Here is a 14,118-nt window from a genome sequence, read left to right as displayed (position 1 = left end):
TATATTCAATGTATACCCTTTTTATTGCATTTGCAACAAAAATATGTGCCAAGGAGGAAATTATGAAAGAAATTCTTCGTGAAATTGGAATGATTGCCAGGGCGTTAGATTCCATAAGCAATATCGAATTTAAAGAATATGACCTTACAAAAGGGCAGTATTTGTACCTTGTCCGAATATGTGAAAACCCGGGAATCATTCAGGAAAAGTTAGCTGAGATGATTAAAGTAGACCGAACAACCGCAGCTCGTGCAATCAAAAAACTTGAAATGAAGGGCTTTATTGAAAAGAAAGATGATGAACATAACAAAAAAATAAAAAAACTCTTTCCAACAGAAAAGGGAAAAAAGGTATTTCCTTTTATAAAAAGAGAAAATGAGCATTCGAATAATGTTGCATTAGCGGGATTTTCCGAAAGAGAAGCGGAAACCATTTTCAATCTTCTTCAAAGAGTAAGAAAAAATATCGAAAAAGACTGGGAATTTGTAAAAAAGGGAAACAAGAGAAATTATTGATGTTATAAGGAGTGACATATTTAAATGACTATAAATATAAAAAAGTGTACCCTTAAAGACTTACGCAAACTTCAAGAAATTAGTTGTGAAACATTTAATGAGACATTTAAGCATCAGAATTCACCTGAAAATATGAATGCCTATTTAGAAAAGGCTTTTAACTTACAACAATTAGAAAAAGAATTATCCAATATTTCTTCGCAATTCTTTTTTGTTTATTTTAATAATGAAGCCGCTGGATATTTAAAGGTCAACACCGATCATGCTCAGTCTGAAAAAATGGGTGATGAATCACTTGAAATCGAGAGGATTTATATCAAGAACAAATTTCAAAAACATGGGCTTGGTAAGTATCTGCTAAATAAAGCTGAGGAAATTGCGCTGGAACTGAATAAAAAGAAAATCTGGCTGGGTGTATGGGAAAAAAACGAAAATGCTATTGCTTTTTATAAGAAAATGGGGTTTGTTCAAACCGGAGCCCACTCTTTTTATATGGGTGATGAAGAACAAACAGACTTTATCATGACCAAAACAATCATATAACTTTTTTTAGGGGAGGGGATAATGATGTATATTCCAAAATATTATAAGGTCACAAATGCTGATGAAATTTGGGATTTTATACAAGACAACTCTTTTGGCACGATTGTCACGACAGAACAAGGGAAACCAATTGCCACTCATTTGCCCTTGGGATTACATAAAAAAGGTGATGATTACTATTTCACCGGGCATATGGCTTATGGAAATCCCCAGTGGAGAACATTTGAAACCTGTGAAGATGTGCTTGTTATGTTTCAGGGACCGCACGCTTACATTTCTTCTTCTTGGTATGGGCATGAAGATGTTCCAACATGGAATTATCAAGCCGTCCATGTATATGGTAAAGCAAGCATTTTAGAGAAAGATGAATTAATAGCAGAATTAACAATGATGATGGAAAAATACGAAAAACATCGAGAAAATCCGATTTTATGGGATCAACTTTCTCCTCAACTCTTAGAAAGTCAACTGAAAGGTATTGTTGGATTTAAGATTAAGGTGGGAGAAATTCAGGCTGCATATAAGTTAAGTCAGAACCGAAATGAAACGGATTATATTAACATCATTGATCAATTACGAAATGAAGGAAATCCAAATTCGAAACAAATGGCAGAGCTGATGGAAAAAAGATTAAAAAATCAAATATAAGCCCACTTTTATTCAACCCTCAGATGCAAGAACTAAAGAACGGAACGGAGCTGTCATATTGGCGGCTTCTCTTCAGATTGTACTTAAAGTAACGGATGCCTTAGTTGAAGAGAAATTTTCAAAAAAAGCCTGTATCAATGATTACTCGCTAATCTACGATACAGACCTTAACTAATTGTCCTTAAAACAAAGCCAAAAACTCCTTCACAGGCTTCTGCAAAAAGCTGTTGGCCCGCCAGACGACCGACGGCGTCAAAATAAACGGGTTGTCCTTGATCTCCAACGTCTGAACGTAACGGGCAAAATGCTCGGGAAGCATTGATAAAGGCAGAATCGTGGCTCCAAACCCCGAGGTGACGAGGCTGAGCAGCGTTGTTGAGTCATGGCACTCACAGACGACCTTCGGCTCTGCGCCTGATTTTTGAAAAGCTTCGATAACCTTGTCGTATATTCCTTTTCCGTGTGACGGCCTGAGGAGGATTAACGGCAGTTCTGAAATTTCTTTCATGTCGGCATCTCCGCTGAGGCCGTATGATTGATTCCCCGGAAGGACAAGCTTGCAGGGGATGTCGGGAAGACTTTTCGATTCGATGTTTTTGCTGTAAAAAGGCGTTGTCGTAATGGCGGCGTCAATCTGCCGGTTCTCCAGCAGTTTGTGGAGCCGTGAGGGCTCCCCTTCCCAAATGTTAAACATCAGGTTGGGATGCTTCTCTCTGATCTGCGACACCTTTGACAATAAAAGCGCGGCACAGTAGATCGTTGAGCCGACGGCGAGCGTTCCGGCGACTTCCTCACGCAATTCCTGCACTTCGAGAATCGAATCCCTCAGTTTATGCAAAATGTCTTTCGCCCTTTTATAAAAGACTTCCCCTTCATAGGTCAGCGTCAGATTCTTCTTCTTGTTGCGGTCGAACAACACGACTCCGAGTTCTTCCTCCAACTGCTTCAACTGTCTGGAAAGCGGCGGCTGGGCGATATGAAGCTGCTTTGCCGCCGCTGTAATTTTTCCTTCCTCCGCAATCGTGACAAAGTATTTTAACTGACGGATATCCATTTTCGGCAGCACTCTCCTTATATACCTTAAAGGTATTATATATAGATATAATAGATATTTTCAATATGGTAAATAGAGGCGTATCATTTGAGTTGGAGGCATCACAGAAGAGAAAGGAGGACGCATATGAAGATCATTGTCGGAATCACGGGCGCGACCGGCGCTATCTTTGGCGTGCGGATGCTGGAGTGGCTGAATACAGCCGGCGTTGAGACGCATCTTGTCATCTCTCCGTGGGCTGGCGCAACCATCCGGCATGAAACGGGATACACCATAAAAGATTTAGAAGCGCTCGCGTCTTTTACGTATTCCCATAAAGACCAGGCTGCCCGTATTTCAAGCGGTTCCTTTCAAACAGACGGAATGATTGTGGCACCGTGCAGTATGAAAACATTGGCCGGCATCCGTACAGGTTTGGCGGACAATCTTTTGACCCGTTCGGCGGATGTCATGCTAAAGGAACGGAAAAAACTCGTTCTGCTAACAAGGGAAACCCCGCTCAACCAGATTCATCTCGAAAACATGCTTGAGCTGACCAAAATGGGTGCGATGATTCTCCCGCCCATGCCGGCTTTTTATAACCATCCCCAAAATCTGACCGAAATGGTCGACCATATCGTATTCCGCACGCTGGACCAGTTTGGCATCCATCTATCGGAAGCGAAGCGCTGGGAAGGAATGAAACAGGAAAAATAAGGAGGATGAAAGAATGGCTTATCAAGACTTTAGAGATTTTTTAAACTCATTAAAACAAGAAGGACAGCTTCTTGAAGTTCAGGAAGAGGTGAAACCGGAACCCGATTTGGGAGCCGCCGCGCGCGCCGCAAACAACCTCGGAGACAAGTCGCCCGCTCTTTTATTCAACAACATTTACGGCTACAACAATGCCCAAATCGCGCTGAATGTCATCGGCTCCTGGCCGAACCACGCGTTAATGCTCGGCCTTCCAAAAGACACGCCCGTCAAAGAACAATTCTTTGAATTTGCCCGCCGCTATGATCAGTTTCCTGTCAAAGTGCAAAGAGAGGCGACGGCGCCGTTTCACGAAAACGAAATCACAGAAGACATCAATCTGTTTGACATACTGCCGCTCTTCCGTATCAATCAGGGCGACGGCGGTTTTTATTTAGACAAGGCGTGCGTCATTTCCAGAGACGTCGAGGATCCGGATCACTTCGGCAAGCAAAACGTCGGCATGTACAGATTGCAGGTAAAAGGAAAAGACCGCCTCGGCATTCAGCCCGTCCCTCAGCATGACATTGCGATCCACTTGCGCCAGGCTGAAGAACGCGGCGAAAACCTGCCTGTCACCATCGCGCTCGGCTGTGAACCGGTCATTACAACGGCGGCGTCCACACCGCTATTATACGATCAATCAGAATACGAAATGGCAGGCGCATTGCAAGGCGAACCTTATAAAATCGTCAAATCAAAACTGTCCGATTTAGACATCCCGTGGGGAGCGGAAGTGGTGCTCGAAGGTGAAATCCTGGCGGGCGAACGCGAGTATGAAGGTCCGTTCGGCGAGTTTACCGGCCACTATTCAGGCGGACGCAGCATGCCGATCATCAAAATCAAGCGCGTCTGCCACCGCAACAACCCGATTTTTGAACATCTTTATTTAGGCATGCCTTGGACTGAGGTTGACTATATGGTCGGCATTAATACATGCGTGCCGCTTTACCAGCAGCTAAAAGAAGCATATCCGAATGAAATTGTCGCAGTAAACGCGATGTATACCCACGGTTTGATCGCCATTGTCTCAACGAAAAGCCGTTACGGCGGATTCGCCAAAGCAGTCGGCATGCGCGCGCTGACAACCCCGCACGGCCTCGGCTACTGCAAAATGGTGATCGTCGTTGACGAAGACGTCGATCCGTTTAACCTCCCGCAGGTCATGTGGGCGCTATCAACGAAAATGCATCCAAAACACGATGCAGTCATCATCCCGGATTTATCTGTTCTGGCGCTTGATCCAGGTTCTGAACCTGCGGGTATTACCCACAAAATGATCTTGGACGCCACAACACCTGTTGCACCGGAAACAAGAGGACACTATTCACAGCCGCTTGATTCCCCAGTCAATACGAAGGAATGGGAAAAGAGATTAATGGATCTATTAAATCGATAAGATAGGAGAGTGTTTCAATATGCATACATGTCCACGCTGTGATTCGAAAAAAGCGGAAACCGTCAGCAAGTCTCCAGTAGAAGGTGCATGGGAAGCCTACCAATGCCAGCATTGCTTTTTCACTTGGAGATCGTCTGAACCGGATACGATCACAAACCCGGAAAAATACAATCCATCATTTAAAATCGATCCGGCCGAAGTTGAAACCGCCGTCCAAGTACCGGCGGTTCCGAAACGAAAAAACTAAAGGCGGTGTCCGACATGCCACTTCAAATATCAAGCGAACTGCTGGAGCTGCTGAACGGCAAAAACCTCGCTTCTAAACGGCACGAAGCGATGATGCTCCAAACCGTCACAGAAGACGGATGGCCCCACACGGCCATGATCAGCGCCGGCGAAATCATTGCCCTGAACGGAACCGATATCCGCCTGGCTCTCTGGAAAGGCACCACAACAACGGCAAATATCGTCCGCACAGGCCGGGCGATGCTTGTCACATGCTGGAAAGGCAAAGCCCATTATGTCAGGCTGTCCCTATCCGAACTGCCCGAATTAAAAGGTGCGAAACACCCGAGAGCACGGTTCTCCGGCACCGTCGAATCGACCCGGGAAGACATTGCGAAATACGCTGACATCATATCAGGGATTCAAATTGAATTAAAGGATGAAGAGGCGGTTATCAAGCGGTGGGAAGAGACGCTTGAAGAATTAAGGAAATGAAGAAAGGACCATGGCGAACCATGGTCCTTTCCATTATTTCTGCAGCATTTTATTCGTCACTTTGTAGGCCAGGATGCAAGCTATTGTGATCAAAACAATTGCGATCAAAAGGATCACGAGCTTTTCGGCAACGGTATACATCGGCATCAGAAAGACAGCGGTGCAGACGGCAAAAAGACTGCCAAAATAAAAAAACAGGATAAGCGGCTTTCTGTATTTCATCCAAATCACTTGGTTGATCCCATTTCTGGCGGGATCAGACGGATGTTTGCGGTCTTCATGTTTCATCAATTTATTTAGCAAGATATAAATGATAAACGCGAATATCGTTGCCGAAATGATATTAAAACAGATCATAAACAGTTTTTCCCCCCAGCCCATGTCAGGGTTAAGGGGAATGGTGATAAGGGAACCGCATACGAAAAACAGGTAGATGCCAAAGATCGCTTTGTTTCTCGGTTTCTGAAAAAAATTGGACATTTTTATCTCTCCAGTCCTGAATGAGATTTTTGCATAAGAGAAAGCATCCCGGGGATGAGATGCTTTGAAATTATTCATTCTCGCATTGCTGCATTATGTATTTTGAAATGATACTGTATACTCAAGCCCTTTTAATAATTGGTTCCATTGTTCAAGTGTTTTTAATGAAATATGTACAGGTTTTTCATTGTGTTCATCATACTGAGCAACCCAAACGCCGCGGGCAGATGGAATGAAGAAGACGATATTTTGCAAGAATGGCCCATCTTCTAAGCTTGGGATGTAAAAATGTGAGATATTGTGTAGCGACCATTGGTTTGCTTCAAGATCTGCTATCAACTGATTAAAGCTATGTTCTTCCTCCGGTGAAAAAGAACTTTTCTTCCGAACCTTTTCTGTCATGTCTTTATTACTCAGCCAGTCAAAGCACTTATCTGAAAGACGCAGTTTTAAAGGGACATGCTCTTCGTCAGCTGAAAAGTGGTAATAGTCTTTCATCAGCTCGGCAATTTCCTGCTCGTCGGCATACGCAAACTCGTGGATGATGTCGCGGTCAATCATATGGAAAAGCCATGTTTCATTTTCAAAATGGTGAAGCATTAAAGTGTTTTTATTATCAAGATTGGAACAGCGGATCATTTGTTCTGAATTCACGTAGGAAACGATGAACTTCTGCATCTCTTCGCTTAAAGGATTTTCATCCTTGGCGCTTTTTTCTTCGTTCCAGTATTGTTTTAAAATGAGCTGGTTGACGGTTGCGGCTGCAATTGCGTCCCATTCTTTTCTTGATTTTTTTCCTAGCGATGATTCAAGAATTCCTTTTCCAACACCAGGGTAGTCGCATAACCCTACTAAAAGTGCAAGCTCTTCTGATGTACATGTGATGAGATGTTTCATTGTTTTCACATCCTTGTTTATAAACTTAAACCTTGAAAATGAAGTGAAGGATAAAAGATAAAATATAGAAAATGATGATACTTAAAATACCGCTCCCCAGAAGGTAGAGGGAAAAATATAGTTTTCTCAGGAACCAGTTATACTTGTATAGTCGTTTGTATACAAAGTAACTAGCACCGAAAAAGAGACCAGTATAAAAATTAACAATCTTTTTGAACAAGTTTGAAGGTATTTCAAATGTTCCACGTTCATAATTATTTATCATTAAGTTTCCAAGTATTAATAGTAATAATCCGTAACCAAATTGAGCGCCTAAAATAGCGCATAACGCATATTCTGAATATTCAACAAAAATTTCGGGTGTCATAATCCCTCCTGCTTAGCTAAACCATTTTTTAATAGAATTAAGACCACTCTTTACTCCATTTTCAATCGATCCAGCAACTTTCTCACCAACATCTTTAAGTGCATCCCCATACTGGGAACTTGCTACAGCGCCGACTACTCCACCTATTGCTCCCCCTACTATTACTCCTACAGGACCACCGACACTCCCAATTGTGGCTCCAACTTCAGCACCAACAGTTACAGCACCAATATCTGTCATTGTACCTGTTATAAAGCGCCCGGTTTTCTCCACAGCAGTTTTGTCGGAATTATCAGGATCTGTGAATTCTGTTAAATTAGATCCAACAGCAATAGCATTACCGACCACTGGGATTCTTTCTCCTATTTTTGCAAGTCCTTTAGCTTTAGCTGCAGATTCCATTATATCAGCTGTCCCTGCTGCTGTCCTTGATGCAATTCTTCCGCGAAACTCTTTTCCATCTATAAAACTGTGCTGATTTTTAGGAAAACCAACAGCATGTTTAAATAGCATGGAAGGACTATCATAAGAAGCGACAAATTTTTGCGCTTTTTTCAGTAATGGGTTGCTAGGATTGGAGTTAGAGATATTTTTAATGGTTCTCGCTACTCTAGAACTGTGATCCCCTTGAGAAGTCCAAGAGCGATGTGTCATGACCTGGAATTTATATTCCCCTTTAATTCGTTGCCACTTAGTCGGTTTTCCTCCTTGATAATAAATTTTTAACTTTCGCGTCCAGGCGATTGATGCTGTTGCATTTGCTGCGTGATACCCTAATAAGGCTTTATCGCCGACATCTAACGGTTCTCCGATTGTTTCAAAATAACTAAGGATTTCGTGTGCTGTACTCGTTTTGTCCTTATCTTGTTTATCGGTTTTCTTTAATGACGCTTCCGCTTTTTCTTCCAATCGTCCAAGCATTTTCTCCATTGGCGTTTTGCCGGTGTTCTGCACACCGCTTTGCAAGCCGCCGGAAGCTTGATTGATTGTTGAATCGTCTTGCGGCTCCAATATCGACCCGCTCTGATAATCCTGAATCTCGATCTTCGGCCCCGTATACATCTTCTCCAGCTGCTCGACATACTGCTTCATCGTATCGAGATCCTGCCTTGCCGCTTTTAACGCGTTTGTTTGTTCGCGGTCGAAGGTGTGGAGCTTTTCGAGCGTTTCGCTGATTTGCCTTTTGGCTTTTTTTGCGTTTTCGTTGACAGCGGAATCGTCGAGATCAGGCAGATCGACAATGTGGCTGACCGTGGCGGCTGTCTGATTGGCTTTTGCCGTCAATTTGGCTGTCAATGATTCGGCCTGGCTGACGCCGTCATGGAGTTCATTTTCGAGAAAGCTCTGTGAGATGAAGCCGTTATGGTTCGGTTCGAGGGAGTGAAGGGCGCTTTTCGTCTTTTCTAAAATTCCTTTATAGTCTGAGATAAAAGATTCATAAAAAAGAAGAAAAGTGGTGTGGCACTCTTCGTAGAAGGAACGGATCGCTTCGCCGCCTGAGCCTTTTAAAGCATCGTCGAGAGAGGTGATGCCTTTGACGCTTTGTTTGACTTTTGAAATGTCGTCTTTCTGATTTTTCAATTCGGAGAGCGTTTTGTCAAGGCCGTTTTGAAACGTCTGAACATCTAATGTTTTCAATGCGATTCCCTTCCTTCTATTTTGCTTTCATCGATGATGCCAGTTTTTTGTCTGTATCTTTCATCATCTCTACGGCTGATTCGGTTTGGACGATTTGTTTTGAGAGTGCCGAAGCATAGGCCGTTGTCAGCTTTTTTAAGTCTTTGTTCATGTCTTCGATTTTGTCGACGACATCGAGCTTATTTTGGCCTTTGATGTCCGTCGGAACGGCCGGCTTGATCGCGGAGGCCGAGTGTTTCAGTTTTGAGAGTGCTTGTTTGACTTCACCTGTTTTGACTTTGATTTCTTGGCTCATGTTTTCAGACTCCTTTAGTGGTGAGCTTTTTTCGCTTCTTTTTCCAGTTTCTCAATCTTTTTGTGAAGTGAGCTGATATCTTGGCCGAGCGAGTGGATGTCATTCTTTAAAGAGTTGATGCGCTCGTTTAATTTTTTGAACAGATCATCAAATTGCTTCCCGCAAATATCATCATAGTCTGATTTCATATCATTTCTGACGTTTTTAAAAGAATCGGCAAGGCTGCCCTGCCACGTTGTCGATGATAGTTCCGGCTTTTTCATGCTGCCTTTCGAATCGCTGAATTCCCTTTGTATGTGTTCTAAGTCAGTTTTGCAATGTTTTAACTGTTTCAGTTCTTCTTCTTTGGCATTGAGCATGCCTTGCATTGTAAATAGTTTCGTTTTTTCCCAGATCATGATCTGCCACCTCCTGATGAATTTGATTCAAATGGCATACCTGTAATTGTTCGGAAAAGGACCATTTTAATGTTACTACATGGTATAAATAAGGTGAATAGGAAAAATGAACCGTTACTATAACCCTTAAAATCGCGTGGAATATGGAAAAGCTGAAAATAAAAAGCAATATGCTCTCGATCAACTAATGGATAGACCTATAGGCCTAGTTCTTCCGTTATGATATTTATTTACTTTTTCGAGAAATTTAAGGTTATGTTAAGAAAAAAATGGCCGAACAAGGTTTTTCACACGAAATGTCAAATAGTTTAGGTATTTCATATGCACAAGGGGGATCATTGTCTATTTGTGATGAAAAAAGGGGACGGGACGAGTTTCCTGTCAATTGCCGCAACTGAACGCTATTGAATATTTGTTGGAAAATACGTAGTTATTGATGATTGGAAACCGCTGTCATGTTCCTGATCAACTGGGGGAGGAAGATGAAAAAGCTGTTGGCTTTGTATGCGGTCATGCTTTGTTTGTTTTTTGTATATGTTTACGATTATTCACACAGTGAAAAAGCCGGTTCAAACGAAGGGGAGGAAAGCGGGCCTTTAGCAGGGAGTCTGTCGGAAAAGTATGTGATGGTGACATTTCAGTCCGGGATTGAATACTGGAAAAGCGGTTTGAAAGGCTTTGAAGATGCTGCACAGCTTTTCAATGTATCAGTCGAATACCGCGGTGCGGCTCATTATGATGCCCATGAACAAACGACCGTGCTGGAGCAGGTCATCGCCAAAAAACCAGCGGGGATTGCCGTTTCGGCGATTGATCCCGAGGCGCTGAACCCTGTTATCGATAAGGCGCGCGAGCAGGGGATTCCGGTCGTTTTATTTGACTCAGACGCGCCCCTCAGCAATGCTTCGACATACATCGGCACCAATAACAGGGAAGCCGGCGCAGCCGCCGCCCGGGAAATGGCCAAATTTTTGGAGGGAAAAGGGGAAACGGCCGTCATCACCCAGCCGAATCAATACAATCATCAGGAAAGGACGAAAGGATTTCGGAAAACGATTGAGCAAAGCTATCCGAATATGAAGGTTTCGGCTGTTCTGGACGGCAAAGGGGATGAACTCACTTCGAAAAAAGCAGCTGAAGCGCTATTGAAGCAAAACCCGCGCATCAAGGGAATTTTCACGACTGAAGCGAATGGTGCGAGCGGAGTGGCACAGGCTGTGGAAACGGCCGGATTAAAAGGAAAAGTGAACATCATCGGGTTTGATAAAGATAAAAAAACACTTGACGGGATTACAGACGGATCGATTGCCGCCACCCTCGGCCAGGACACATGGCAGATGGGCTACTGGTCGCTGCATATGCTGTTTTTCTCAAACCATCATTTGAAAAAACCGCGCCCACTCCCGTCTTCAATCGATACAGGAATTACGATCATCACAAAGGAAAATGTGGAAGCCTACTATGCGAATGATTAAACGCTCTATCAACAACGCGCCGATCCGCTATAAACTGATCAGCCTTCTGCTGTTGATCAGCATGCTGCCGTCGATCGGTCTGGGTGTTCTGTCGGGATGGGCGGTTGAAAACATTATCGAAAAACAGGTGATCGATCATACGCTGCAATTGATCGGTGAAGTGAATAAAACGACGGAAGTCTATGTCAGCCACATGCAGAACCTGACATATTTGATTTCAATGAATGAAGAAATGGAAGCGTTTTTTGATCACAAGACAGATGACGGTGAAGCGGATTACAAACGGCGGTCATTTTTGCAGGGGCTTACTTCTTTATACTCTGAGGCGGCAGGCATTCTCGTTGTAAATGACAAAGGGGACATGATCAGCAATGAGATGTATGAACGGACGCAGACAGATTTGACAAAGGAGCCGTGGTATCAAGAGGCTGTAAAAAATGAAGGGATTTTCAAAATGATCGGTAAACCCGTCAACCGGAATATCAGAAACCATGTGCACTACAGGGAAGATGAAGTCGTATCAGCGGTCAAAGCCGTGATCGATCCGGACACACAGCGTGTTAAAGGCGTGATATTAATCGATCTGAAGCTGAGGGTGCTGGCTGAAGCGACGAAACATATCCGGTTGGGAAAAACGGGCTATTTGCTGATCATGGATGAGAATGGCGGGAATATTTATTTGCCTGAAGCTTCAGAGCTGTTTTTACCGAAGCGGTGGTTTCAGAAAAAAAGCTCCGGGGCTTTTTCAAAGCGGATCAAGGGGGAGGAATATCAGCTTATCTATGAGACGTCCGCTTTTACAAACTGGACGACAGTCGGTGTGTTTAAGGCGGGTGAACCGGTCAGCGAGGTGAAGGAAATCCACTTATATGTGATGCTGTTTTTATTGGCGGCGGCTTTTCTGGGGATGACCGCTTCCTATTATTTATCCCATTCGATGTCAAAGCCGATTTTGAAGCTGAACTCTTTTATGCAGAAAGCGGAAGGCGGCGATTTTTCAACGCTTTACCAAGAGGACAGACAGGATGAGATCGGGCTTTTGGGAAGGAGCTTCAACAGCTTGATGCTCAGAATCAAGGAGCTGATGTCATTAACCGAAAAACAGGAGCGGCAAAAAAGAGAGGCGGAATTGAGAGCGCTGCAGGCACAAATCAACCCCCATTTTCTCTATAACACGCTGGATACGATCAACTGGATGGCGAGAAAAAAGGGAGCCCATGAGGTCACGGATCTGGTACAGGCTTTATCAAAGCTGTTTCGCATCTCCTTAAGCAAAGGCAGGGACATCATTCCTTTATCAGATGAGTTCGAACATGTAGAAAACTATTTGAAAATCCAAAAAGCGAGATACCGCGATAAGCTCAATTATGAGATTGTGGCCCCAGCCATTGGGGAAGAGCGCTTGATTCTCAAGCTCGTCCTTCAGCCCATTGTAGAAAACGCGATTTATCACGGGATTAAAGAACAGAAGGGCCCTGGGCATATCACGATCACCGGAAAGGAAACAGACGGCTGTCTGATCATACGCGTTGAAGATGACGGAGCCGGAATGGACGGGGATGCATTAGCACAAATTTCCGATCAATTGAAAAAGCGGGAAAGCACAGAAGGCTACGGCATGATCAATGTTCATGAACGGATTGCCCTCACATTTGGGGAGGCATACGGTTTAACGGTTGAAAGCCAAAAAGGAGCCGGAACCGCCGTCACGATTCGTCTGCCGATTTTAAAAAAAGGAGTGGATGCAATTGAATGACAAATGGCGTGTGCTGATCGCCGATGATGAGCCCTGGATCAGGGAGGGAATACGGGATGCCGTTTCATGGGAGCGTTATTATATGGAGGTGTCGGCTGAAGCGGAAAATGGAGAAGAAGCGTTTGAGCTTGCCCTTCAACATTCGATCGATTTATTGATCGTCGATTTGAACATGCCGATCGTGAATGGATTGAATCTGATGAAAAAACTGCGCCAGGCGCTGCCTCGCTGCCGGTTTGTTATTGTGACGGGCTATGATCAGTTTTCATACGCCCAGGAAGCGATCCGCCTTCAGGTCGATGACTATTTGCTCAAGCCTGTGGAGCCCGGCCAGCTCGACAAAGTGCTGAGAAACATCAGCAGCTCGCTTGCAAGTGAAAAACAGAAGCAGCGCGAGCAAATACTCGCAGAACGCCATATTCAGCACAATCTCGGCCTACTCAAAGAGCATTTTTTTAACAATTGGATTCACGGCCGGGTCCGGGATGAGGATGTGCACCAGCAGCTCGAATGTCTTCAGCTCCCGGCGCGGATGCCCGATATGCTCGGCGTTGTCGGCACTGGGACTTTGTCGCTCAAGTCGCCCGCGGCGGATCGTGTAAAAGAAAAGGCTGAACGGTTTTTCGAAGAAGAGCCTGAAAAAGCGGTTTTTTCTGGTGATGAACATCTGATCGGCATTTGCTTGTGGCGCGTTTTGACAGAAGCAGAGCAGCAGGCGTTTAGAGATGAGATGCGGGCCGAACTGCAGACTGGTGTTACTTTCTGCTTCGTAAATCTTGCGGAGACGGGGCAAACCGTACCTCAAGCCTATCAATTTTGCAGAAAAAAGGCCGCGCAGGCGTTAGACGTATCACCGGTTGTGGCCCGGGCCAGGGAATATATGCAAAAGCATTTTGCTGAACGGTCATTTTCCTTAAAGCAGACGGCCGATGCCCTGCAAGTGTCGCCTGTCTATTTGAGCCGGATGATGAAGCGTGAGCTCGGAGTGACATTTATTCAGCTGCTGACGGAAATGCGCATGCAAAAAGCGGTGCATCTTTTGAAGACAACGGCTTTGCCGATCCATGATATCGCTGAACAGACGGGCTATGATACACAGCACTATTTCAGCACCGTATTTAAAAAAACGATGGGAGCATCACCGAATCAGTACCGCCGCATGTCGACAATTGAACGGACAGGTGGAAAATTGTAATGTAAG

At 44.3% G+C, this 14,118-nt stretch carries 16 protein-coding genes; 10 read left to right on the top strand and 6 right to left on the bottom strand.

Going from position 1 to position 14,118, the window contains the following annotated elements:
- Window positions 1-62 precede the first annotated feature (62 nt).
- Genes BTR1S_RS15085 through BTR1S_RS15075 form a run of 3 tightly spaced genes read left to right on the top strand, consistent with a single transcriptional unit; the run spans window position 63 to window position 1,706 of the window.
- Window positions 63-515, top strand: a complete 453-nt coding sequence (locus BTR1S_RS15085) for a MarR family winged helix-turn-helix transcriptional regulator (protein ID WP_006638648.1) — start codon at window positions 63-65, stop codon at window positions 513-515.
- A 24-nt stretch (window positions 516-539) separates the two neighbouring features.
- The gene (paiA, locus tag BTR1S_RS15080; RefSeq protein WP_006638649.1) at window positions 540-1,058 is read left to right on the top strand and encodes a spermidine/spermine N(1)-acetyltransferase; all 519 of its coding nucleotides are present in this window, start codon (window positions 540-542) and stop codon (window positions 1,056-1,058) included.
- A gap of 24 nt (window positions 1,059-1,082) precedes the next feature.
- A complete protein-coding gene (locus tag BTR1S_RS15075) occupies window positions 1,083-1,706 on the top strand; it encodes an FMN-binding negative transcriptional regulator (RefSeq protein ID WP_006638650.1) in 624 nt (207 codons plus the stop codon).
- A 181-nt stretch (window positions 1,707-1,887) separates the two neighbouring features.
- Here the strand turns inward: BTR1S_RS15075 and BTR1S_RS15070 are convergent, their stop codons facing one another.
- Window positions 1,888-2,760 (bottom strand): LysR family transcriptional regulator, encoded by an 873-nt coding sequence (locus BTR1S_RS15070; RefSeq protein WP_006638651.1) that lies wholly within the window; start codon window positions 2,758-2,760, stop codon window positions 1,888-1,890.
- Between the two features lie 126 nt (window positions 2,761-2,886).
- On the opposite strand from BTR1S_RS15070, the gene BTR1S_RS15065 reads away from it, so the two are divergent.
- The 4 genes from BTR1S_RS15065 to BTR1S_RS15050 are packed head-to-tail and all read left to right on the top strand — an operon-like array spanning window position 2,887 to window position 5,611.
- Window positions 2,887-3,456, top strand: a complete 570-nt coding sequence (locus tag BTR1S_RS15065; protein WP_006638652.1) for a non-oxidative hydroxyarylic acid decarboxylases subunit B — start codon at window positions 2,887-2,889, stop codon at window positions 3,454-3,456.
- A gap of 13 nt (window positions 3,457-3,469) precedes the next feature.
- Window positions 3,470-4,891: a non-oxidative hydroxyarylic acid decarboxylases subunit C gene (locus tag BTR1S_RS15060; RefSeq protein WP_029418929.1), complete on the top strand. Its 1,422-nt coding sequence runs from the start codon at window positions 3,470-3,472 to the stop codon at window positions 4,889-4,891.
- Between the two features lie 19 nt (window positions 4,892-4,910).
- On the top strand, window positions 4,911-5,138 hold the full coding sequence (locus BTR1S_RS15055) for a non-oxidative hydroxyarylic acid decarboxylases subunit D (protein ID WP_006638654.1): 228 nt from the start codon (window positions 4,911-4,913) through the stop codon (window positions 5,136-5,138).
- Between the two features lie 14 nt (window positions 5,139-5,152).
- Window positions 5,153-5,611 (top strand): pyridoxamine 5'-phosphate oxidase family protein, encoded by a 459-nt coding sequence (locus BTR1S_RS15050; RefSeq protein WP_006638655.1) that lies wholly within the window; start codon window positions 5,153-5,155, stop codon window positions 5,609-5,611.
- A 33-nt stretch (window positions 5,612-5,644) separates the two neighbouring features.
- Here BTR1S_RS15050 and BTR1S_RS15045 read toward each other — a convergent pair whose 3' ends face one another.
- From BTR1S_RS15045 to BTR1S_RS15020, 5 genes are all read right to left on the bottom strand, one after another.
- Window positions 5,645-6,091: a hypothetical protein gene (locus BTR1S_RS15045; protein WP_006638656.1), complete on the bottom strand. Its 447-nt coding sequence runs from the start codon at window positions 6,089-6,091 to the stop codon at window positions 5,645-5,647.
- Window positions 6,092-6,184: 93 nt separating this feature from the next.
- Window positions 6,185-6,988, bottom strand: coding sequence for a YfjC family protein (locus BTR1S_RS15040; protein ID WP_006638657.1), 804 nt, complete (start codon window positions 6,986-6,988; stop codon window positions 6,185-6,187).
- 379 nt (window positions 6,989-7,367) lie between these two features.
- Window positions 7,368-8,993 carry a ribonuclease YeeF family protein gene (locus tag BTR1S_RS15030; RefSeq protein ID WP_006638659.1) on the bottom strand — a complete coding sequence of 542 codons (1,626 nt, stop codon included), beginning with the start codon at window positions 8,991-8,993 and terminating at the stop codon, window positions 7,368-7,370.
- Window positions 8,994-9,009: 16 nt separating this feature from the next.
- Entirely contained in the window at window positions 9,010-9,288 is a 279-nt protein-coding gene (locus BTR1S_RS15025; protein WP_029418930.1) for a YwqI/YxiC family protein, read from the bottom strand.
- Window positions 9,289-9,302: 14 nt separating this feature from the next.
- A complete protein-coding gene (locus tag BTR1S_RS15020) occupies window positions 9,303-9,686 on the bottom strand; it encodes a YwqH-like family protein (RefSeq protein WP_006638661.1) in 384 nt (127 codons plus the stop codon).
- 482 nt (window positions 9,687-10,168) lie between these two features.
- Between BTR1S_RS15020 and BTR1S_RS15015 the strand changes: the two genes are divergently transcribed.
- Genes BTR1S_RS15015 through BTR1S_RS15005 form a run of 3 tightly spaced genes read left to right on the top strand, consistent with a single transcriptional unit; the run spans window position 10,169 to window position 14,112 of the window.
- Window positions 10,169-11,161 (top strand): substrate-binding domain-containing protein, encoded by a 993-nt coding sequence (locus BTR1S_RS15015; protein WP_006638662.1) that lies wholly within the window; start codon window positions 10,169-10,171, stop codon window positions 11,159-11,161.
- Window positions 11,154-12,917 carry a cache domain-containing sensor histidine kinase gene (locus tag BTR1S_RS15010; protein ID WP_305765069.1) on the top strand — a complete coding sequence of 588 codons (1,764 nt, stop codon included), beginning with the start codon at window positions 11,154-11,156 and terminating at the stop codon, window positions 12,915-12,917. Before BTR1S_RS15015 ends, BTR1S_RS15010 begins: the two co-directional genes overlap by 8 nt.
- Entirely contained in the window at window positions 12,910-14,112 is a 1,203-nt protein-coding gene (locus BTR1S_RS15005; protein WP_029418932.1) for a response regulator transcription factor, read from the top strand. Before BTR1S_RS15010 ends, BTR1S_RS15005 begins: the two co-directional genes overlap by 8 nt.
- The last annotated feature ends 6 nt before the right edge of the window (window positions 14,113-14,118 follow it).

The organism is Bacillus sonorensis NBRC 101234 = KCTC 13918, from assembly GCF_001592005.1.
Lineage (GTDB): Bacteria > Bacillota > Bacilli > Bacillales > Bacillaceae > Bacillus > Bacillus sonorensis.
Note: the sequence above shows the minus strand (reverse complement) of the source record. Positions and strands in the feature narration are given on the sequence as shown.